This window comes from Sphingobacterium sp. PCS056, from assembly GCF_023273895.1.
Classification (GTDB): Bacteria; Bacteroidota; Bacteroidia; order Sphingobacteriales; family Sphingobacteriaceae; genus Sphingobacterium.
The window spans coordinates 3,209,376-3,232,615 of sequence record NZ_CP096883.1 but is presented as its reverse complement, the minus strand read 5'-3'; the positions used below and the strand labels follow the sequence as shown (position 1 = coordinate 3,232,615).

Sequence of the window (23,240 nt, the reverse complement as noted above, 5' to 3'; positions counted from 1 at the left end):
CTTTAAATAGTCCATTAGGCTTTTATGTAGTGCATGTAATTTATTCTCATAATTGCGAGAGGGCACACTGAAAAATCCCGAAGAGATCTTCGAAGCAAACTTCACAGAGCTGGCTCCGGATTGCAGTTATACAAAAAACATACAACTCCGCATAAGCTACTAAAAAATAACAGTGGACCTTTAAGCAAAGTGACTTCGGACGTTTGAACAAACCTAGCTTTTAATCATCCATCTATATTTGTTTCAACAATAACAAATAAAATTATAAAAAATGGAACAATACAATTATCAGGGAGCACTACAAAAACCAATAGGCTCTGGCTTCAATGCAAAATCAACAGCAACAGACGTGATTAAAGGTATAGACCTGACAGGAAAAATAGCAATCGTAACAGGTGGTAACACTGGTATTGGTCTAGAAACGACCAAGACATTGTCACTTGCAGGGGCGACCGTTATTGTACCGGCAAGAGATATCGAAAAAGCAAAACAGAATCTAAAAGGAATTGACCAAGTGGAAATAGAGCAGATGGATTTAATGGATACCTCTTCCATTTATGCATTTGCAGATAAATTTATAGCGTCAGGCAGACCGCTTCACCTATTGATCAACAATGCGGGAATTATGTGGGTACCACTTCGCTACGATAGCCGTGCTATCGAATCGCAGCTGGTTACTAATTATCTTGCCCAATTCCAGTTAACATCAAAACTGTGGCCTGTTTTGAAACAAGCAAATGGTGCTAGAGTCATTAATGTATCTTCGCACGGTCACCATTTTGGAACCTTCGATTTCAATGATCCAAATTTTCAAAACCGTGAATACGAAACATTACAGGCCTATGGTCAATCAAAGACTGCAAGCAACTTATTTGCTCTAGAACTAGATAACCGAGCTAGAGCATTCAATGTACGAGCATATAGCCTGCATCCGGGTTCTATAGCTGGGACAGAACTTGGAAGGGAAGCTCCATTGGACCTGTTTATAAAAATGGGTTTTATGGATGAAAAGGGAAATATGCTTCCCGAGGTATTGGCTTCACTCAAAACCATCCCGCAGGGGGCGGCAACTACAGTATGGTGTGCGACTACGTCGTTGCTCGATAATATAGGAGGCGTGTACTGTGAAGATGCAGATATTGCCACGCTGGCATCCGACAGCGGAATATCTTCGGGAGTAAAACAATACGCTCTGGATGAGGATAATGCCAAACAACTATGGAAATGGAGTGAAGAAACCAGCGGTATCACTTTTCCTATAATTTAAAACCGAAGTAAAAGATATGAAGGCGCTAGAAGATAAGATCGTTGTCATTTAGCTGGAGATAATCAATATAATCGTAAGGCGGTAGAAAATTTTAAAAGAACGGTAGAACACCATCTGTCTATTACTATCAACAAAAATTTATACCGCCTTTTACAAAAAAAATTAATTATATTTTTTATTTTTAAGGTAATCTTTTCCCTTAGGAAAATCAATAAGAAACGATGATGGAATACGAAGCAAAATACATAACGGATGATCTCAAGCTTTCTTGTTACGAGGATAAGTTTTTTAAATCGGACATTTTATTTGAGCACCACATGTTGATCTGGTTCATTTCAGGTGAGACAAAAATAGTCCAAGCGGATGCCAATTATGTGTTTAAAGGTGGCGATATTTTCCTTATTCCTAGAAACCAGTTAGCCACCATCATCAATTATCCAATAGACGGGAAACCACATAAGACAGTCGTGATGCATCTGACCACTGCAAGATTAAGGGATTTTTATGCCCATCTGGATGTAGTTTCCAAAACATTAGAGTCGCCTAAAATTTATCATTTTAGCAATGATCCTTTATTGGAAAGTTGTTTGTCTTCCCTGATTCCGTATTTTGATATCAAAGAACTACCAGAACATATTGCAACATTAAAAATAACAGAAGCCATTAGTATTCTAAGGGTAATTGATAAAAGCATAGACCATATACTGGCTAATTTTGAAGAACCTGGAAAAATTGATCTGACCGGATATATGGAGAAAAACTTTATGTTTAACCTTCCTCTTGCAAAATTCGGTTACCTGACCGGAAGAAGCCTGACGACATTTAAAAGAGACTTCAGCAAAGCGTTCCATACAACGCCACAACGCTGGCTCACTCAAAAAAGGCTAGAACTGGCGCATTACCAATTTACGGAAAAACAGAAACGTCCCATTGATGTCTGTTATGAAACAGGCTTTGAGAACCTGTCGCACTTTTCATACGCCTTTAAAAAACACTATGGCTATGCGCCAACTGAATTACTGAACAAACTTAGGACAGATAACGTTGGACAATAATATTTCATACTACGGCTTTTAAAAACTTACCGATACATGGACAGAATATCCTAAAGACATAAAATTTAAATACAGTTGGAGAAAATACCAACAACGTGTGCTTGACGAATTAGACAATCATTTAACTGATGGACATTTACACGTTATCGCTCCCCCAGGTTCAGGTAAGTTTGATAAATGTTCTATTAAGAATTATACTGGATTTGCTGGTGATCTATTATAATCTGAGCCATAAATTTTATTTAAGTTAATACGAATCTCCTCTAATGATACTCTACATTTCATCGGTAGATGTGCAATTGAAAAAAGATAATTCAATTGGATCCAGTTATGCAAATTTTCAAGTGAAGCTCTTATATTTAAATTTTGTATTTTAGTCAAAACCGTCCGCACTGCCAAGTACATCTGAATACAATGGTGCGACAAGACGGAGATCATCCTTAAAAGTAGAAGAATTTGAAAGCGGAAATAAAAACTTATTTAATATTTGGAATAAGTAAAGGTCTGGGAAAAGCAATTACTAAATGCTTACCCAATGAAAATGATGAAGTATTGGGAATTTCAAGAAGTAAACCAGACTATTTACACGAAAAAATGAATATCAAGTGGATTAGCACGGACCTGTCAAACCCAAAAAAATCGTCAGAGATTATAAAAGCGAATGTAGGGGATAAAAAAGTAGATTACTTCATTTATAATGTTGGAATATGGGAAAGTAATGCTTTTACAGAAAGCTATAGTTTTGAAGAAAATTCTGAATCAGAAATATCTACTTTGATAAATACAAATATCACATCCTGTATTTTGAATATTAAATCAGTAATTGAAAATTTAAAACAATCTGACAACGCCAAAATAATTCTAATTGGCTCAACTTGGGGACTAGATAACAATAATGGAAAAGAAGTAACTTTTGCCGCGACTAAGTTCGCATTAAGAGGTATAGTACATTCATTGAGAGAGAATCTTCGTGAGTATAAAATTGGGGTTTCCATATTAAACTTAGGTTATTTAGCAACCGAATTTGACAATGGTGAAAGTATAGAAACTGTAATAGAAAAAACTGATGGAAACCTAATTCCTTTACAAGATGTGATTAATGCATTGAAATTTATCATATCAACTTCTAATGCTAGTTGTGTAAAGGAAATCAATATGCCGGCTATGAATGATTTTAATTTATAACAAATGCACGCCTAAGAAAGGTTCAAAGAAGGTGAATTAATTACTAATCCACCAATCTCTTGTTGAGTAACTCCAACTCTCCTGCTATCATATCTGGCCAACGAGCAAAACCTTGTCTAATCACCTGCTCGCCTTCGCTAATGGTAAATAGCTTGGAAATACTAAAAGCGGACTCACGGATGCCAGCAACCTGTTGAAAGGATAACTGAGCTTTTCCTTTAGTATTTACTTTTACAGCTGTAGGATGTTTAGTGATATATTCTTGTTGTATTTGCTTTAAATTCATCTGTTTAGCTTTTAAAATTAATAGATTAATTATAGAACTTCCCCTGTTTTAATCCAATATTGAACAGGATGAACACGTAAGAATATTGAGCAACCGATTATCTTATATAGTGTTCATCCTTATTCAATATTCAAAGATAGATAATAAAACTAACTATATTAGCATATAATTACTATTATTTTTAGCTTGTTTTATTTGGAGATGTTTGCGGATTATTAATTATTCCTTATTATATTTACAGACCATATAGAAGCCTATCATATGATTTTAGATAAATGTATTTGTCAAATAAAAAAAGAACTTATTTCCTTTTTTTATATTCATTATTTAACTATCGCTATTACCAATGACAAATCATTGAAAATGCGTAGGATCCAATCGAAAGGAAACAACAAAAAATGTAATGGTGTTTTTTCAATCAACCTGCTAACTATTAATTATAATATAATAACCTCCACACTAGATGGTAATTGATGTTTAAAATTATGATAGATCAAGATACTCAAAACTATGTAATTACCCATTATCTTCATCTGATGTCTCCACATGAGAAATTAGCTTATAAGCATATACATTCATTATTGAAACTTGAAGGAAATAAGGATTTGGATAAAATGAAGAAGATCTACCTTAAAACTGGTTGGCTTACTAAAGATCGTATAGCTTTATCACTCATCCGTGATGGATCGGAAAAATTTTATAAAAATACTGCCGAACGTATCTTGGCTCACCATCATTCACAAATTACTTTTAACAATTGCCCAAAATGTGGCAAGTTGGCAAGAACTCCGCTAGCAAGACAGTGTAAACACTGCTACTTTGATTGGCATTAGATCATTTTGCATCAACAAAATTGGATTTATAATATCATCTTCCTAGTTTTTTCATACAAAAGTAGGAAGATGATGATCCATTTGACGAAGTTAGTTGAATAGGTAATAAATTTACGAATTTCGATACCGTATTGCTCCTGAATTATCTCTAACTGTTTTCTTGTACTATCTTCAGATCCGGCTATAAGCGACATATAGTCTTCCTGTAAAATAACGCATATTATATATGCTTTCTATACTTTCGTAAGAAGCAATATGTTTGATATCGATAATTTGCTGATAAGTGGTATTTACAGTCCTTTTTAATGTTCAATGTATTAACTCTCTAATTAAAATCGAAGTCAAACAATTGAACTGACACTTACTGAAATTCGTTCATTACTGCAATTCTCTACAATTGATTTCTTTTTTTTAACGGAAAATATAATTAAACTTGCCCCACTATAATGATCTATTGAATAGAAATAGGGTCTTATTTAAACGGAGCCTTAAAGGAAGAAATATTAAAAAAACTGATAATTAAATAGAAATCTTTTCTAGTTCTACAATATAAATAGTATCCTCGTAAAATTATCGAACGAACAACATCAATAGAGCATATTAAAGGATAGCTATGCTACTCTTTGTTTATCATAAAAATCAAACAAATGAACGTAATTTCTGTTAGAGAAAATCCAGAATATAAGGAGAAAGCCATACAATACTTACAAAACAGTTGGTCTGAAGTATTACCAATTATTTATGAAGATTGCATAACAAATTGTATAGACGCAGAACAACCATTACCTCAATGGTATTTGTTAGAGAAAGAAAATGAAATAATCGGTTGTGCAGGATTGATTACAAACGATTTCATTAGCCGAATGGATTTATATCCATGGCTTTGCGCACTATTTATTGATGAAAAATATAGGGGCCACAATTATGGCAACCTAATCATTGATCGAGCAAAAACAGATACAAGAAATTTTGGTTTTACCTATTTAAATCTCTGCACGGACCATATCGGATACTATGAAAAATTAGGATTTGACTATATTGGTCAGGGATACCATCCCTGGGAAGAGGAAACTAGAATTTATCAGATAAAAGTTAAATTATAAATCAATACAATAAATGAAATAACAACTCCCATTACTTATCTTTATATAATGGGAGTTGCTCAGATTTATGATCATGTAGGATTCAAAGATATCTTTTTCACTGATTAAACTCACCTTCAACTAAACAATTGTAATTCCTAACCCTTTCTTTAATATACTGATAATAAACTGCTTTTCTACCAAAAAAACTAGAGAATAAAAAATGTCTTTGGTTTCAATGGCTCTGGAATATCTTCTTCTCCAAGCAATTGCTTAATATTGATCTCGATGTTCCGGGCTATGGCGGTTACTGGTGTGTCACTTTGTCGATTACGAAAGGGATCCTGAAGATTATATGCTGTCTTATCAGCAAGGAAAAACAAGGCTGCGATAAGAACTAATAGTGGAATCTCGAAAATCGGACTTACATCCTGTATGGCTATCGATAAAGTGATTAAAAAAAGATATATCGCTCCGTGCAGGAAAAGCCGGTAAGTAACTGGGAAAACAGTAGTGTTGATACGTTCGGCCCTACCCATAGCATCTACCAGACGCACTAAGGTCTGATCCAACTGAACACGGTAAAACTCGTGCATAGCTTGCTTCTCTGATAATTTCTTGATCGTGAGTGCCTGTAATTGGGTGATTGCCAATGGCACATTTTTATGGTGTTGAAGTAAATCGATTTCATCCTGTGTCAGTTCCAATGGTCTAGCAAGAGGATTGAGACCGCGAAGAGAATCCCCTAATGCATAACACCAAGCAATCTGCTTGTATGCTATTTCCTTTATAACGCTTGCATATTCGGCATCAAGATAGCCCTGTAACTGGATGACAAGTGACCGAGAATCGTTGACAATAGCGCCCCAGATCTTTCGGGCTTCCCACCATCGTTCATAGGATTGACTCATTTTGAAAGATAATAAAACCGATATCGCTGTTCCTAAAAATGCAGGAACCCCCAATGGCATATCGGGAAGCCTATCTTCCAATACATAAGTAAAGGCATTAAAGATTAAGCCAATAATGGCGACCAAAGTGATTTCCTTTTTTACTTTGTTAAACATATAACGTAAGGGAATCTTAGACGAGTTTAGTATCATATTATGATAAACAATGATTCTTGGCATCTGTTTCTCATATTTCTATTTTTTTTGAATTTGTAGAGACTTGTTTACTCGTTATCGTAAGGCAGTAGTCCTATACAGTAGCGAGCTGCTGAATAAATTCTTACTTTTTGCTTATTCAAAAAATCATGGATAAAATATCGCTAAACTTTTATTTATCAATAGTATCGAATAGCGACTGCAAAGTGTCTTACAAAAGGTTTTTCAAGTCCAAAAAATGTCCATGAATGGTACATCCACATATCTTTTATATTTCTTCACTGAGAGTCATCACATGAGTTGCTATATTTTTTGTTTTTTTTTATTATAGCGTTTGTAAAACCTGAGTAGCACGTTCGTTTTTAGGATTGATTTTAATTAACTGTTGATAACTCTGCTTTGCTTTATTTTTATTACCGGCTTTTAAATAAGCTTCTCCCAAGCTGTCATATGCATTTTCACTATTGGGATATAAGTGTGTATTGACTCTAAAAAGATCAATAGCTTGATCAGTCTTATTCCGATGGAGCAGTACATATCCCATACTATTCAGAAACCCTTCTGAAAGTTGTTCATGATTACTATCCTCTTTTTTTGCTCTTTGATAAGCTTGTAAAGCCTTTTCAAAATGACCTTCTAAAATTAATTCCAGGGGTACAATTTCATCTTTAACTAATTTTGGATTTTTAGACCGGATAGTTTGATCAGCCAACGTCTGTATGAGTTCTTTCTTTCCTGAGATGGTATCTTGTACAAAACTCACCTTAAAATTCCAGTCGCGCATCGCGAATGTATTTTCTCCAACTTTAATCAGTTCTGTAGGATCATTTAAGTTCTGAACAGCCATCAGTTTACCATTTTCTTTATATACTTTGATAAACCCATACTGATCATACTTGTATCTTCCTAAATAGGAATTTAGATCTTGTTGGGTTAAAGGTAAAATTTTATGAGCAGGTGCCATATAATTAGGCCAACTGTATGTTAAAGCAACGGAACGGACGAGTTCATTGATAAACAGAGGCTTGTTGGTATTCGTAAGCACTACAACTCCGTCACCACTTGTTTTACTACCAATAAAACTGCTACTGAACCCTTCATTCCAGCCACCATGGGAAACATACATCTCGCCGTCATAATTTTCAAGAAAAATGCCTAAGCCTATAAATGATTGTATGAAAGGACTAGTAAATTGCTCAGCCGTCTTTTTGGAAATAATGACATTGCTTTTGCCGCTCAATGTATTTTGAATATCAATGACAAATTTGGCATAATCTTCTGCAGTAGACCACAAACCTGCAGCAGCCTGCTCCGGATAGATATGATATCTACCTTCCACTCGTTTTCCGTCTGCGCTGTAGGCTGTTGCTGCAAACTGAGCAATAGATGGTGGAAGTGGTTGTGCAAAAGTACTGTTTTTCATATGAAGAGGTAAGAGCACTTTTTCACGCATTATGGTTGTAAAGTCCTTCTGTTCAATATCCACAAGCATTTGCTGCATCACGGTATATCCACCTCCTGAATATCGAAAATTAGTACTAGGAATTTTATCAACAAAAACCATAGGCGTATTAGAGGGTTTTTCGCCATTCAATACTTGAACTGCTGTGGGAATTGGATCTTTTATTGTATAACCGGGAAATCCGCTTACAGTGAATCCAGCAGTATGGCTCAGCATATTTTTAAGCGTGACTTTTTTCGTTTTTGTCCATTCATTATCGGGAACTTTCCAAGATATCAAATATGTGTTCACATCCATTTCAGGATCTAGCCTACCAAGTTCTACTTCCTTTAAAGCAGCATAAGCGCTTACTGGTTTGCTCATCGAAGCTACTTGAAACAAGGTATTAGCGCTCACTGCAGTCTTAGATTCAAGATCGGCGTATCCGTATGTTTTACTCCAGATGACTTTGGAATTTTTGATAACAGCTATACTTACACCGGGAACATCATAAAACTTCATCCGAGAAACGATATCCCATGAAGATTCGCCCTCAAACCGGACTGGTGGTATTAGGCCGGATTCTACTTTTGTAATCTCTTCTTGCAGCTCCTTGCTGGTCTGTGCAAAAACAGTTGTCACCAACGTGGCGAAAATAAATGTAATATGGAGAGGTTTTATAATCTTCATGATCTTCTAAATTTAGGTTGATAATTAAAACATAACATTTTGCTATTCATCTTTGATGAAGTTATCATAAGCATTTCCAGCTATGCTCAAAATCCAACAACTGAAACTCCGAAGCCGCTGCCCTATTTGTTGATTTAAAAGTAGGATAAAAATAAACCGATAACCATAACATTTAGACTAACGCAAGGAAAAACTCGGTGAACGGAGGAAATGTGAAGGTGAATTTGTATACTTAAGGTGAAAATATTACATTTAATACCAAAAACAGCGTGTGAATGCACCTTTAATCAATAATATGGAACAAACACTTGAAATCCAGAATGGAAGTAAAAAAATTTATAAAGATAAAGCAATTTGGGTTGGAACATTTTTAGGTGGTCCCTTAGTTGCAGGTTACTTTATCGCAGAAAATTTTAAAGTGTTTGGAGAATACGGTAAAGCTAAAAAAACTTGGATTTACGCCATTCTTACGACCATTATAATTTGTGGTGGTATATTCTTAATTCCAGAACATATCAAAATTCCAAATCAAATAATTCCTATCATTTATACCACTATTGCTGCTGGTTTACTAAACTATTTTCAGCGTAAAAATATTGAAAACTATATCGCGACAGGTGGAGAGGTTTTCAGTTGGGGACGTATAATTTGCGTTGGAATAATTGGTCTTATAGTCACCTTGATCATACTATTTTCTGTCATATTTGTTACGGATCGGTCAGGAACAACTGAAACAGTTAATACGTATGGTGTTATGAAACATGAAATTGTTTTTGACAGTGAAAACCTGACTAATCATGATGTTGATAAACTGGCAGACATCCTGACCCAAACAACTTTCTTTGATGAGGAAGTAACGAAGTATGTGTATGCTGAAAAAATAAATAGTACCTATGTGATTTCTATTTCGGTTGTTGCTGGAACGGCAAATGACGATCAGGCATTGCAATCCTACAAAGACCTTCAAGCGGAGATGGAAAGATTTTATCCGGGCAACAAAATCATAATTAACCTAGTGGTTGACCATTTAGAAAACATCATAAAAAAAATAGAATAGAACATCTATCAAAGGAGCTTATTACCCCTACTCAATTTAAATAACTAAAAACTAGCCATTTAAAATCTTTAAAAATACAGATGAATGGATAACGCTATAACTTCATTATGAAAAGTGGATCGATCTTATGAAATCGATTTATTTACTTTTTTTTGTCCTGTTTCTTTTAAAAAGAACATTAAAATAATGGCAAGTCCTATACCGGCAATCCAAAATAATCCTGTCAGTTGAAAATGTGTAGATTTATCAGCTTCTTGAGATAAAGTTTGTCCAAAAAATTTACTAAAAATGGGGTTCAACAATGTGGTAACTCCAAAAGTAATAAAGTTGATCGCCCCTGTAGCGCTACCTTTAACTTCATCTGGGTTAGATTCTTTAATGACCGAGTAAGGGATCATGGCAGCACCAGAAGCAACTCCAAATATAAAATTAGTGGTATATGCCGATAACAGATCTGGCATAAAAATGACCTGGCAGATAGCTAAGATCATCATTGTTGCACCTGCCATTAATACAGGTTTACGTGCACCAATTCGATCCGTTATATACCCCAGCAGAGGGCAGCCTAATACCCACCCCATGGGGACCATCGCACTGGCTATAGTTGCGGTGTGAAAACTAAAATCTCTATCTTGTTGAAAGAAAGCAACACCCCAAGTCATGGCAAATATTGTAGTAGGCGCAAATAATAACCCTGATATTATACCACACAGCCAAGACTGCGGATTAGAAAAAACAACTTTATATGGCCATAAAATCCCTTTTGAACTATCTTGATTAACCGGTTGAACTTGATCAGCGTTTTTAGGTATGACGAGTAAAAGCCCAAAAGCAACTACAATCGTGATTAGACCAGTTATGAGCCAAAAATGATTAATCTTCAAGCCCTGTTCAATCCATGGACCAACAATGAACTGTCCAGCAGAGCCTCCAAGCATGCCTATACATTGTGTAAAGCCGATGGCTGTTGCCAATGATTTTGCAGAAAATCCTTTTGAAGCTAAGTAGACACATCCCGGAAAGGCAAATGCACAACCTGCACCTTGCAATAAACGACCTGCATTACCTGAAAATGAATGAGAGAGTACAAAAAGTAAACAGCCTAGTCCTAAGATAAAAGTTCCGATAAATAAAGAATATTTAGCTCCGAACTTGTCGAGCGCCAAACCTGCAAGTAAACTAACCGTAGAGTAGGTATAATAATAAGTGCCTATTATCGTAACAAGAGTAACAGGAGTTACCTTAAACTGTTCGGCTAATTGAGGTAGCATAACTGCTGGAGAAGAACGTATCACATAATCTAAAAAATAGAATATAAGTCCAAATACCCACGCAAGAATAAACAATCTGGTGGCCGACATTGATTTATTTTGTTCCATTTTATGATTTTTACGTTTGTAAAGGTAAAAATTTTAATGTGCAATATCTTTAAAGCGATCTGAATTTATAGATTTTCTTTGACACTTTGATCTCACTATGGGTCTATCCAAGAACGCTGAAAAAAATATTTTTGGACACTCCTTCCCTATTTTGATATGATAAAAAATGAAGGATTGAAAGTTAAAATTGAAATGATAACATAAACGACACTTACTATTTTAACCTTTTATCAATTATTGTTTTATAATAAATTTGAATTTATTATCTTTGCACCAGAGCCATCAAAAAGGCTACATACCGCTCCTATAGCTCAGTTGGTTAGAGTAGAAGACTCATAATCTTTTGGTCACTGGTTCGAGCCCAGTTGGGAGCACGGCTTAAAATCCTCATTTCTAAATGAGGATTTTTTTATTTATATGATTTACAACACAATAGGCACTCCACTTGAATCATTCCTTTTTAAATATTTAAACGATCATGATCATAGTTTAAGATAAAATGGATACCCTTATCTCCAAGACAGTATTCTATTTGTTTGATAAAAATAGACTGTACAGGATGCTAGGCATAGTTTTTACTCCATTTCTGTAACTCCATTTAAATAGCAACTTGAGTTTTCTCAGCTTTTAATTCTTTAATGATCAAATACCTCAAAATGCCCATAGCAATCACAGCATAACAGGCCAAAATAGTTAAGCTTAAATGATCCACGGCTAATTTTGAAGGAAAAAGCTGACTCATTAGGGTCATAAATGAAAGACCGATTCCAGCTCCCAAAAAGTAGCTCGTACTGGTTAAACTTGAAGCTACACCATAATGAACGGAATCCACATCACGAATACCTAAAATAGATAAACTGGTAAAACAAATGGTCATTCCAATTCCAGAAATACATGCAGCGCCGAATAAAACAATCTGTAGCGGATGACCAAAGTAGATGGATAATAGTAAAGATATGGCACCTGTTAACATAAAAGACCATCCTAAGATACCCATCTGTGCAGGATAAAATTTTCGACAAATAGTGGGCAGTATAAATTTAGCAACTAGTGCAGACATGATACTAAAAGGTACCAACATGATACCTGCTGAAGCAGCGCTATGATGCATATCTTTCTGTAGCATCAAGGATATTAAAAATAAAAATCCTATGAAAAATGCTCCTAAAGTAAAGAATGCAAGATTGGAAGCCACCAGTGATCTATATTTAAATAGCTCGAGGTTGATTAGGGGTTGGGACACTGTTTTTAAACGATAAAATACAGTGCTTAATATAAATGCGGCCAATGCAAGTGACCCAACTACCAATAGGGTATGTTCATGGATATGGATAAGCTCATGTGTACCATAGGTCAGGCTTAATAAGCCTAAAACCAATAGTAATCCAGAAATAGCGTCTGTTTTCTGAACATTTTTATTTTTTTCATCTGATGGCAGGTAATGATATGCTAATATTAACGTGATGAAAAGAATGGGAACATTAATCAGGAAAACCCAGTGCCAGCTCAGGTAGGTGCTGATGATCCCTCCTATCGACAATCCACTTCCAGACCCTATCGCTGCAAATGAACTAAAAACTCCTAATGCACGATTTCTTTCTTGATTTTCAGTAAAAGTATTGGTGACAATTGACAAGGATGCTGGCATAATAAGTGCGGCCCCAAGCCCCTGTAAAGCACGAAATAGGGCAAGCGCCTCAAAGCTGGGAGAGAGTCCTGCGCCTAATGAGGAGAACATAAAAATCAACCCGCCTAAAAGAAATAATTTTTTACGCCCAATCTCATCAGATAGTTTACCTCCAATAATCAAAAAGCCTCCAAAAAATAAAACATATAAGGTCTGTAACCACTGAACCTTATCTGCACCAATATGAAACTGTTGTTGAATGGAGGGAATAGTTAAGTTAATAATGGCAATGTCCAAAGCTTCAACAAAAGTTCCTATCGATGCTAGTATTAATATTATATTTCTCCTTGTTCCCATATCATTCAAATTGCCTGCAAAATTAAAATTATTGGGACAAAAAATAAAACTATTCATTAAATTTGGAACAATACATCATAATCAAAACAAAATAAAGAACATTTACACTTTAAATATTAATATTGAATCTCATAAAAGAACAAATGGAAAATTATACACTTGATGAAAAGGATCTCGCTATTCTACGTTTATTACAAAAAGATGCTAAGCTTAGTGTCCGCGATCTATCTGGCCGAATTAACCTAAGCTCAACACCTACTCATGAGCGAATCAAGCGTATGGAAAAATTGGGGATCATAAAAGGATATACGGCTGTTTTAGATCGTAAAAAAGTGGATAAAGGAATGATGGTAATATGTATGATCGCTTTAAATGCACATAACAAAAAGACCGCATCTAAATTTATTGAAGAAGTGAGCAAATTGAATGAAGTAGTGGAATTTTATAATATCAGTGGTGACTTTGATTTTATGTTAAAAATTCTAGCACCGAATATGGATGAATTCCATGATTTTTTTGTAAATCAGCTTTCTGAGATAGAGGGCATTGGACAAACAAAAAGTATTTTCGTCATGAACAGTATTAAAGAAAGTTCCCAGATCATCTATTAAACATCCGCATAACATATTAACCAACTATTAAAGGCACTAACAAATGAATAATAATCACAAGCCATATCATATTGCAATACAATAATTTTTTTCTTGTAAAGATTATAATTATATCGTATCATTGATTTAACAAAAATTCTTATATATAGGCATATAAGTTTGATTGTTATAAAAATAAGGCCATTAAAACAAAACAAATTTTAATATGATGAAAAGAACGATTATCTATCTTTCCCTTTCTTTAATCAGCATTTCGACATTTGCTCAACAAGAAAAGGTTAAGCTTGATAAAAGACTTATAGATTTAGATCTTGTATTAAACCAAGTATTACATGATCAAAAAGTTGCTGGCTTTGCTGTAGCCATCACTGAGGGAAATAAAGTCATTTATAGTAAGGGATTTGGTTATCGGGACTTTGAAGAACAGAAGCCCGTAACACCCAATACACTTTTTGCCATAGGCTCAAGCTCGAAAGCATTTACTTGTGCCCTACTTGGTTTACTAGAAAAAGACGGTCAGCTATCTTTGGATGGCAAGGCAACAAGCTATCTACCGGACTTGCGTTTTATTAATGATGATATGAATAATAAAATAACCGTTCGTGATCTGATGACCCATCGTACGGGACTTTCCAGATATGATTATTCGTGGTATCTCTTTAATACGCCAAATCGAGATAGTTTAATGCAACGAATCAAGTACATGGAACCTAATGTGGGACTTAGAGAAAAATGGCAGTACAATAATTATATGTTTCTTCTTCAGGGTATGATTGCTGAAAAAATAACTGGAAAAACTTGGGAGCAAAATATAAAAGAAAAGCTATTTATACCATTAGCCATGACACGTTCAAATACCAGTATCTACGATATGCAAAAAGATTCGGATGCTTCGCTGCCTTACACCTTAAAAAACGATAGCCTGATCGATAGGGTGGATTATTATGATATATCGGGCATGGGGCCTGCTGGGTCAATTAATAGCAGTGTAAATGATATGGCACATTGGTTGCAAATGTGGACTAGTGGAGGATCTTATATGGGTAACGATATTTTACCATCGTCTTACATAGAACAAGCCGCTTCTGCACAAATGGTAATAGCGGGCGGTTTACCGAAAGAGCATAAGGATATTTATTCGGCCAGCTATGGTTTAGGATGGATGATCAGCTCTTACCGTGGACATTATAAAGTAGAGCATGGTGGCAATATTGATGGCTTTTCTGCAAGTGTATCCTTTTTTCCATCAGATAAACTCGGTATTGTCGTACTGAGCAATCAAAGCAATTCACCCGTACCAGCGATCATCAGTAATACCATTGCCGATCGTATTTTAAAAATCAATCCGATAGATTGGAATGCTGAGCAGAATAAGAAAAAAGAAGCAGCTAAGAAAAAGGAAAATAAAAACCTGACAGCAGAAAAAGAACAAATCTTAAATACCAGTCCCTCTCACCAAGTAGACAGTTATGTCGGTTTTTATGATAATCCTATTGCAGGAATAATTCAGGTTTATCATAAAGGCGATTCACTATTTTCAAAATTTGGAAAAGAACATGTTTTCCTGAAGCATTTTCATTATGATGTCTTCGAGGCTAGAGATATCGACAAAAAAGGAGTAATTGATACTGCTTATAGTGAATTTAAATTCAATTTCAGCTTTGGTAATGATGGAAAGATTGCAGGTCTGACAATACCTATGGACGGAAAATCTGTTTTCTTTACTTTCCGCCCCAAAGCAGTCGATTTGTCAAAAGAAGTGATGGATCGGTATGTGGGTGAATATATATTAGGAGGCACTCTTATCAAGGTATACCTGAAGGGCAATATTCTGGTCGCTTCTGTTCCAGGACAGACAGATTATGAAACTACAGCTATTGGAAATCATACTTTTAAAATTAATATATTAACCGGATATAACCTTCAATTTGAACTGGTCAATGACAAAGCTGTATCATTAACATTCAAACAGCCAAACGGAAATTTTAAAGCTGTTCGAAAAAAATAACATGAGGGATCTTTTGTATAAAATGTAAACTCTTTATAACAAGTACTACAGCTATACAAGCAAAGCACAAATGATCACCTATTCTATATTTATGGGACAAGTTCATGACAGGATATTTAAACAGGAGACATCTGATAGGCAGTCAGATATCTCCTGTTTAATTTTTAAGAGATATCATGAATAGAACTAAAAGTGTCATGATGGTCCAAAAATACCGTTTTGATTACTGGCCTTTATTTCTCTTCGGTCTTCATATTATCTCCATCTCTAAAATGCAATCTTCTAAAAATTAATCCCGATAAAATCGTTAAAGTTCCCACTACTAAAAACGTATATCTGAAGGCATTGTGAATTTCATGATGAATCAATTTTACATCACCTTGAAAAAGTTTCAATACGATGAGTCCAAATGCTATACCAAAACCAACGGCCAATTGTTGATTGACAGAAACCAATGAATTGCCACTGCTGGTGTGGTACTGCCGTAAATCGGCTATAGAAATGGTATTCATCGATGTAAACTGAATAGAGTTAAAAAAACCAAGAGTAGCTATAATAGGTACATACCAATATATAGACGAATTTACTGCAGGTATGGCCATACAACAGATCAGCAATCCAATAATAAATGTATTGGTCATCAGAGTTGCTCTGTACCCGAACTTATTTAAGATCCCAATTACTACAGATTTACCAAAGATAGCTGTTAACGCCATTGGGGCCACGATCCAACCTGATGTCACTGCAGACTGACCGTAAGCAATCTGAATCATCATGGGCAATAGTAATGGAATAGAACTAATCCCCAATCTTGTAGCTAGATTGCCTAAAATCCCGACCCGAAAAGTTCTCACTTGAAATAAATTTAAAGGAAAAATAGGATTATCATCTTTTTCCGCATGGCGATAGTAAAAATACAGCATAAAAAATCCACTTAATGCCACGAGTAAAACTGGTGTAAGGTGAGCGGTATTGCCAAATAATTCTAGGGAAATCGAAAGTAGTAATGATGCGGCACCAAAGATAAGAAATCCCTTTAGATCAAAATTAATGATATTTGATCTGTAATCGGGCATATATCGCAGACTCAACAGGAGACCTACTAGACCAATTGGTATATTAATTAGAAAGATCCAATGCCAAGAAAGATAATCGACCATATACCCACCTACCAAAGGACCTAATACAGGCCCTATCAAAGCTGGAATGATCGCAAAATTCATTGCTTTAAGTAATTCTTTTTTTGGGAAAGTTTTGATGAGGGCCAATTTGCCTACTGGAGTCATCAAACTACCACCGATACCCTGTACCACCCGTGCGATTACGAGTTGCATCAAATTTTGAGAAAGCGAACAAAATAAGGAACCAGCACTGAAGAGTACGATAGAGAAAATAAAAACACGCTTTGTACCGAATTTATCTGACAGAAATCCACTTACAGGCATAAAAACAGCTAAAGTAAGGACATAACTGATAATGGCATTCTGCATATTTAATGGTGATTCATTCAGATCTTTGGCAATAGCTGGCAATGAAGTATTGAGGATAGTTGAATCGAGCATCTGCATAAATATTGAAGTCGCAAGAATGATCGGAAGTATTTTTTTTACTGACTCTGAGGTCTTTGCAGGTACATTCAAGTTCATCATACTCATTTAATTGTTGATATTGTATTTTTCTTTACCGTGTAATTATACTAAACATTTTACATAAGAAATAAAGCGATCTTTTAAGATCCTATATCTTGTAGATCATTATTGTAAAGATAAATTTTCAAGAAAAGTAATATCTCTACAAAACAGATGTAAATATAAACCTGATCACAAATTTGACAAATAATGAAGAGAATTATGCAAACAAATCAATAGTTTTACTTTACTTTAATAAAAGTGCAGCCTTTACAACACATTTTTGCTTCGTATTGATTTTTTATCGAATGCCATATGTTTTGGATAGGAAGTAAAACCAAAAAAAATGACAGCCCCGCTTATCAGGAAAAATCTGGAACCTTTTGGCTTCATATAACAACGCGCAACGTAATGGAAATATAATGGCAGAATTTAATGCACAAACGGGTATTGTAGATTGGAATGTCTGTATCAGTAATTATAAAAAAGAAAAGGTACTTCTATCCTGATGATGCTATTTATATTAAAATGATCCACAATCGACACGAAATTATTTAGAAAAATAACGTAAAATAAAGAAATTAAAGGTGCAGATTGACTTCATCAATTGACTCAGCATGAGTATACCTCATGTTAGTGTATTTAGACAGGAGGAATATCCTCCACCAAAATTTCATTGCCTGCTTGATCATAATAGGTACATGTCATCTTATCCATACAAATAACCCACTTATCAATCCCAACCTGAGCACACATTTTAATAAAAGTTAAAAAATCTGTTTTACCTTGTTGATGCGCTAATAATTCGGTCTTAAATTTTTCTTTTTTTACATTGTTGGCAATTACTAGTGGTTCGTATGTTGCACCAGCCTTTACGATATGATTATGAATACCATAATAATCAATATGTCCATCTTTTATGTAAGCTTCATAGCGCATAACGCCTAAAGCTTTAATTACTTTTATGAAATAGGGAAACCCCGCTCCTGTTTTAACTTTACCATGAGCTTCATTGATCTGTTCTAATGTAAACATGTTGCGTTAATTTTTAATGAAAGAGTTTTAAAACATTTTTCACTTACAATACGATACGAATATAAATGTTATCATGAATTTTCGAAATAATGTTGAATAATTTTATATTTTTGAAATATCAGAGAATTTTCTGGCTTAAAATAATGTTATGATTGGTAGATTCTTCAAAAAGTTCTATTTGCATATTGTCATCTGGACTATACTATTGTTTCTTCCATTTATTACTTACCTATACCAACCAGACAAGATTGCCGAATTTAAACCATATTCGGGTATATCTCATTTCGTTAATATTTTATTTTTGGCGACTAGCTTTTATTTACACTGCTACTATGTTGCACCAAAATATTTCTTTAGCCATCGTAGAATCTTTGTATCTATCATTCTTTTTGGTTTTCTAGCATATGTTGCTCTCAATTATGCAATTGTTTATTTTAATCCCAATGGAGAGTTAGCTCATTTTACAAAAGAGAATATTCTATTTGTACGACTGGTAATCGGTCCAGGGATTATATATTCACTTTGTATGATCACTTCATCCATGATCTTTCTTTATGGAGAACAGGCTAGGCAGAAAGAATTGAATAAGCAAATTGCATTGGAAAAAACTAAAGCTGAACTCACCATTTTAAAACTTCAGATCAGCCCCCATTTTCTATTCAATACGCTAAATAATATTCGTTGGCTGATCCGTAAGCAATCTCCAGATTCAGAAGATACCATCATTAAATTATCTGAAATATTGCGCTATATCCTTTATGAGGTTGATGGTCCAAAAGTGGAACTTTTCAAGGAAATTGAACATATGCGAAATTTCATCGCTTTACAAACACTAAGGCTTCCGGTTGCAGGAAATATACAGCTTGAAATTGAAAACGATCTAAAAAATAGAATGATTCCACCCTTGCTCTTTATTCATTTTGTAGAAAATGCATTTAAATATGGAGTGGATAGCAAAAACACACCGGACATCATATTTCAATTTATTAAAATACCCGGCGGAATTGCTTTTAAATCAAGCAATAAAATTTTGCAGCACACCCAGCCTCGTGTAAACGAAGGTATTGGTTTAGCCAATATACAGCGTCGTCTACAATTACTCTACCCCAATAAGCATCAACTTTCCATTAATAAAAATGATCAAGGGTATTTTGAAGTTATACTAAAACTGACTACTGATGAAGATTAAATGTATACTGATCGATGACGAGCCATTTGCCCTAAATATCTTGGAAGATGATTTATTAAGCTTTGACAATATAGAGATTTTACAGAAATTCAATGCTCCTAATGATGTGTCTGATTTTTTAAAAGATCAACCTGTAGATCTAATTTTTTTAGATATCCAGATGCCAGAAAAATTAGGTACAGAATTTATCCGTGAACTACCCGCCCCACCATTATTTATTTTCACTACAGCTTATCATGATTATGCTGTAGAGGGATTTGAGCTCAATGCGGTTGATTATCTACTCAAACCCATCTCAAAAGGAAGATTGACGACAGCGATTCGGAAAGTGGAGGAAATTATGTTGAGACGTGATAAACCAAAAATAGATCACATCGTAGTCAATGTGGAATATAAAAAAACAAAAATCTTTTTACATGAGATCAGTTATATAGAAGGCTTAAAAGATTATGTCAAAATATACCTGGTAAGTCGTTCAAATCCTCTTCTTACACGCAGTAACCTGAGGGGTATGGAAAAAATACTGCCTGAAACTGATTTTTTACGTATCCACAACTCTTTCATCATCAATAAAAGTCGAATTGAACACGTTACCCAAACAAAGCTTACACTCCCCGAAATAGCATTGCCTATCGGAAAAAAATATATCAGCAATATCGAGCGCTTTCACCTGAGATAAAGCTTTCGATACCTAAATTTAATTAAATCTACCTCCATTGGTCTACACATTTACGTGATTTGTCTACAGATGATTGTGTAGATTAAAAATCCTTGTCACATTTGCTTTAGATCGGACTTCATTACCTGAACTGTCCGCATACATGGAAAAAAGAAAAAATGAAAACATATATATCAGCACTGATGATGGCTGCGTCCGTCTCGACATTAGATGCCCAAACGTCTTCAACTAACCGCCCAAGTAGTATAAGCATCTCTGAAGGTAAACTTTTAGGTCAAATTGTAGACAATCAAGGTAAACCAATTGCGCAGGCTTCGGTCACTCTACTGCAGATCATAAAAGAACAAACGTCTGGCAAGGAAAGAGAAGTATTAATACGAAGTACCAGTTCTCAAGAAAATGGTACATTCAGTTTTTCAGATGTATCCACTAAGGACAAATGGAAATTAAAAATTAGCTCTGTCGGTTATACTGCTAAAGATATACAAGTAGAATATGGAAGTAATACCAAAAATATAAACAAAGATATGGGGTCAATCGTCCTAGAACCCGATAATCAAAAACTTGATGAAGTAACTGTGACAGGGCGTAAAGCGCTGCTGGAGATGGATATTGACAAAAAAGTGTACAATGTAGAAAAAAATATCGTAGCAGCCGGTGGAACAGCCGTTGATGTACTTCGCAATATGCCATCTGTTCAAGTTGATATTGACGGCAATGTCAAACTCAGAAATGCTGCTCCAACAATTTTCGTAGATGGTAAACCGACAACACTTTCGCCAGATCAAATACCAGCCGACGTTATCGAAAAAATAGAGATCATTACCAATCCATCTGCTAAGTACGATGCTTCAGGGAGTATGGCAGGTATTTTAAATATCATTCTTAAGAAAAATAAAAAAACAGGTTACAATGGTATGGTGACCCTTGGAGGTGACCGCTTTGGCGGAACCAATTTTATGGGAAGTCTCAATGCACGTCAGGACAAATTAAATATTTCATTAACAGGTATGAATATGCGTATGCGAACCAATACCGAGGGAGATAGTCATCGACTGAGTAATATCAACAACGAAAATTCAGTTGTAGACCAAGATATAGAAGGAAAAACAAAAGGGATGATCACTTTTGGAAGACTGGGTCTGGATTATGATTTTAGTCCAAAGACTACATTTTCAATTGCAGGAATATTTGTCGAGGGAAAATTTCGTCCTAATGAAAGCACGTTGATCTCAACACAATCAGCAAGCAACACTTCACTAAGCAATAGAATTTCTGAATCAGAGCGCAGCTTTAAACCTAGAGGTCTACAAGCTGGTCTAGTTCAAAAATTCAAAACAGAAGGTGAAGAATTGACAGTTGACTTTAACTATTTTGGAGGGAGTAATACATCCAATGGCCTTTACACGACCAACTACCTTAATAGTATGAACCAGATTACAGGTACGCAGATACAAAAAAATAATGGTTCAGGTGATAATCAGTTTATGACTATCCAAGCTGATTACGTTAAACCATTCAAAAATGGTATGAAACTCGAAACAGGATTGCGTGCACAGATCAATAATTTAACAAATATCAATGACAATTCACTAAAAGCTATAGGTGAAGAAGATTTTGAAAATATCACATCAGCATCTACCAATTATGATAATAAAAACACCGTATATGCAGTATACGCTTCTCTTGGTGGAAATTTAAAAGATTGGGTATCATACAAAGTTGGTCTTCGTGGCGAAAGTTCCACTTACGATGGAGAGCTTTTGAATACCAATGAAAAATTTCACAATCGCTATCCACTTAGCCTATTTCCATCCTTATTCTTGAGTAAAAAAATATCCGAGAAAGATCAGGTTCAAATGAGTGTAACCCGCCGTGTTAACCGTCCCAATTTTTTTCAAATTATTCCTTTTATAGATTATACCGATAGTTTAAATATCACAAGAGGTAATGCGGACCTTGTACCAGAGTTTACGACATCGGGTGAAATTTCTTATAGTAGAACACATGGCAAAGGCACTTTTTTGGCTTCTGTATATTACAAAAAAACCAATAATTTAATTACGCGGTATCTGACACAAGAACTCAATCCGATCACAGATAAAATGGATTTTATCAATACCTATATCAATGCTAATGCCAGCAGAAACTATGGTGCAGAGTTTACTTACACTAATAATCTGAAAAAGTGGTGGGATCTCACAGCAGATGTAAATTTCTATAATTCTAAAATCGAGGTAGATGAACGTGTAAAAACTGATGCGATGTGGACAGTATTTGGAAAATTAAACAATACATTCAATATTAAAAATAATTGGAACTTTCAATTAGCTTTTGAGTATCAAGGCAAAACAAATATGCCTGTTACACAAAATCAAAGTTTCGGTCCGCCTATGAATCAAGCTCAAAGCTCGTCACAAGGATATATAAAACCATTTTACGGGGTTGATCTTGCCATCAAGAAAAGTTTCTTGAAAAACCAAGCAGCATCTGTTACTCTGGCTGTAAACGATATTTTCAGAAGCCGGGGCAATACTATCGTTTCTTCTGGTGAGGGATTTTCACAGACCTATTATCGTCTTTCCAATCCGCAGCTCGTTAAATTAAACTTGTCATACCGCTTTGGAAAAATGGATATGAATATGTTTAAGAAAAATAAAAGTCAAAATGCCATGGAAGGCATACAGATGCAATAATCAGTTTATTGCGGATAAAAATTAATATA

18 protein-coding genes and 1 tRNA gene are annotated in these 23,240 nt (G+C 34.9%); 12 read left to right on the top strand and 7 right to left on the bottom strand.

Annotated features, from left to right (window positions below; all coding sequences use genetic code 11):
* Window positions 1–271 precede the first annotated feature (271 nt).
* The 3 genes from MUB18_RS13410 to MUB18_RS13400 all read left to right on the top strand — a co-directional run bounded on the left by MUB18_RS13410 (window position 272) and on the right by MUB18_RS13400 (window position 3,507).
* Complete coding sequence (locus tag MUB18_RS13410) at window positions 272–1,267, top strand: SDR family NAD(P)-dependent oxidoreductase (RefSeq protein ID WP_248753415.1); 996 nt, start codon at window positions 272–274, stop codon at window positions 1,265–1,267.
* A 221-nt stretch (window positions 1,268–1,488) separates the two neighbouring features.
* Complete coding sequence (locus MUB18_RS13405; RefSeq protein WP_248753414.1) at window positions 1,489–2,322, top strand: AraC family transcriptional regulator; 834 nt, start codon at window positions 1,489–1,491, stop codon at window positions 2,320–2,322.
* Between the two features lie 456 nt (window positions 2,323–2,778).
* Window positions 2,779–3,507, top strand: coding sequence for an SDR family oxidoreductase (locus MUB18_RS13400; RefSeq protein ID WP_248753413.1), 729 nt, complete (start codon window positions 2,779–2,781; stop codon window positions 3,505–3,507).
* 43 nt (window positions 3,508–3,550) lie between these two features.
* Here the strand turns inward: MUB18_RS13400 and MUB18_RS13395 are convergent, their stop codons facing one another.
* Window positions 3,551–3,793: a hypothetical protein gene (locus MUB18_RS13395; RefSeq protein WP_248753412.1), complete on the bottom strand. Its 243-nt coding sequence runs from the start codon at window positions 3,791–3,793 to the stop codon at window positions 3,551–3,553.
* Between the two features lie 485 nt (window positions 3,794–4,278).
* On the opposite strand from MUB18_RS13395, the gene MUB18_RS13390 reads away from it, so the two are divergent.
* Both MUB18_RS13390 and MUB18_RS13385 read left to right on the top strand, forming a co-directional pair.
* A complete protein-coding gene (locus MUB18_RS13390) occupies window positions 4,279–4,626 on the top strand; it encodes a hypothetical protein (protein ID WP_248753411.1) in 348 nt (115 codons plus the stop codon).
* Window positions 4,627–5,273: 647 nt separating this feature from the next.
* Complete coding sequence (locus MUB18_RS13385) at window positions 5,274–5,729, top strand: GNAT family N-acetyltransferase (RefSeq protein WP_094773407.1); 456 nt, start codon at window positions 5,274–5,276, stop codon at window positions 5,727–5,729.
* Between the two features lie 188 nt (window positions 5,730–5,917).
* Here MUB18_RS13385 and MUB18_RS13380 read toward each other — a convergent pair whose 3' ends face one another.
* Entirely contained in the window at window positions 5,918–6,775 is an 858-nt protein-coding gene (locus MUB18_RS13380) for a bestrophin family protein (protein WP_248753410.1), read from the bottom strand.
* 364 nt (window positions 6,776–7,139) lie between these two features.
* On the bottom strand, window positions 7,140–8,945 hold the full coding sequence (locus MUB18_RS13375) for a beta-lactamase family protein (RefSeq protein WP_248753409.1): 1,806 nt from the start codon (window positions 8,943–8,945) through the stop codon (window positions 7,140–7,142).
* Window positions 8,946–9,240: 295 nt separating this feature from the next.
* On the opposite strand from MUB18_RS13375, the gene MUB18_RS13370 reads away from it, so the two are divergent.
* Window positions 9,241–10,002, top strand: a complete 762-nt coding sequence (locus MUB18_RS13370; protein WP_248753408.1) for a hypothetical protein — start codon at window positions 9,241–9,243, stop codon at window positions 10,000–10,002.
* A 125-nt stretch (window positions 10,003–10,127) separates the two neighbouring features.
* On the opposite strand, the gene MUB18_RS13365 is transcribed toward MUB18_RS13370, so the two are convergent.
* A complete protein-coding gene (locus MUB18_RS13365) occupies window positions 10,128–11,381 on the bottom strand; it encodes an MFS transporter (protein WP_248753407.1) in 1,254 nt (417 codons plus the stop codon).
* 300 nt (window positions 11,382–11,681) lie between these two features.
* Between MUB18_RS13365 and MUB18_RS13360 the strand changes: the two genes are divergently transcribed.
* Window positions 11,682–11,755 (top strand) — tRNA-Ile (locus tag MUB18_RS13360).
* 224 nt (window positions 11,756–11,979) lie between these two features.
* On the opposite strand, the gene MUB18_RS13355 is transcribed toward MUB18_RS13360, so the two are convergent.
* Window positions 11,980–13,422: an MFS transporter gene (locus MUB18_RS13355; RefSeq protein ID WP_248753406.1), complete on the bottom strand. Its 1,443-nt coding sequence runs from the start codon at window positions 13,420–13,422 to the stop codon at window positions 11,980–11,982.
* Window positions 13,423–13,508: 86 nt separating this feature from the next.
* On the opposite strand from MUB18_RS13355, the gene MUB18_RS13350 reads away from it, so the two are divergent.
* Both MUB18_RS13350 and MUB18_RS13345 read left to right on the top strand, forming a co-directional pair.
* Window positions 13,509–13,976, top strand: coding sequence for an Lrp/AsnC family transcriptional regulator (locus MUB18_RS13350; RefSeq protein ID WP_094773410.1), 468 nt, complete (start codon window positions 13,509–13,511; stop codon window positions 13,974–13,976).
* Between the two features lie 205 nt (window positions 13,977–14,181).
* Window positions 14,182–15,984 carry a serine hydrolase gene (locus MUB18_RS13345; protein WP_248753405.1) on the top strand — a complete coding sequence of 601 codons (1,803 nt, stop codon included), beginning with the start codon at window positions 14,182–14,184 and terminating at the stop codon, window positions 15,982–15,984.
* 233 nt (window positions 15,985–16,217) lie between these two features.
* Here MUB18_RS13345 and MUB18_RS13340 read toward each other — a convergent pair whose 3' ends face one another.
* Together MUB18_RS13340 and MUB18_RS13335 are read right to left on the bottom strand one after the other, a co-directional pair.
* The gene (locus MUB18_RS13340; RefSeq protein WP_248753404.1) at window positions 16,218–17,633 is read right to left on the bottom strand and encodes an MFS transporter; all 1,416 of its coding nucleotides are present in this window, start codon (window positions 17,631–17,633) and stop codon (window positions 16,218–16,220) included.
* Between the two features lie 621 nt (window positions 17,634–18,254).
* Window positions 18,255–18,647, bottom strand: a complete 393-nt coding sequence (locus tag MUB18_RS13335; RefSeq protein WP_248753403.1) for a DUF1398 domain-containing protein — start codon at window positions 18,645–18,647, stop codon at window positions 18,255–18,257.
* Between the two features lie 148 nt (window positions 18,648–18,795).
* Between MUB18_RS13335 and MUB18_RS13330 the strand changes: the two genes are divergently transcribed.
* The 3 genes from MUB18_RS13330 to MUB18_RS13320 all read left to right on the top strand — a co-directional run bounded on the left by MUB18_RS13330 (window position 18,796) and on the right by MUB18_RS13320 (window position 23,211).
* On the top strand, window positions 18,796–19,836 hold the full coding sequence (locus MUB18_RS13330) for a sensor histidine kinase (protein WP_248753402.1): 1,041 nt from the start codon (window positions 18,796–18,798) through the stop codon (window positions 19,834–19,836).
* Window positions 19,826–20,515 (top strand): LytR/AlgR family response regulator transcription factor, encoded by a 690-nt coding sequence (locus MUB18_RS13325; protein ID WP_248753401.1) that lies wholly within the window; start codon window positions 19,826–19,828, stop codon window positions 20,513–20,515. The genes MUB18_RS13330 and MUB18_RS13325 overlap by 11 nt, the downstream gene beginning before the upstream one ends.
* 158 nt (window positions 20,516–20,673) lie before the next feature.
* On the top strand, window positions 20,674–23,211 hold the full coding sequence (locus MUB18_RS13320; RefSeq protein WP_248753400.1) for an outer membrane beta-barrel family protein: 2,538 nt from the start codon (window positions 20,674–20,676) through the stop codon (window positions 23,209–23,211).
* The last annotated feature ends 29 nt before the right edge of the window (window positions 23,212–23,240 follow it).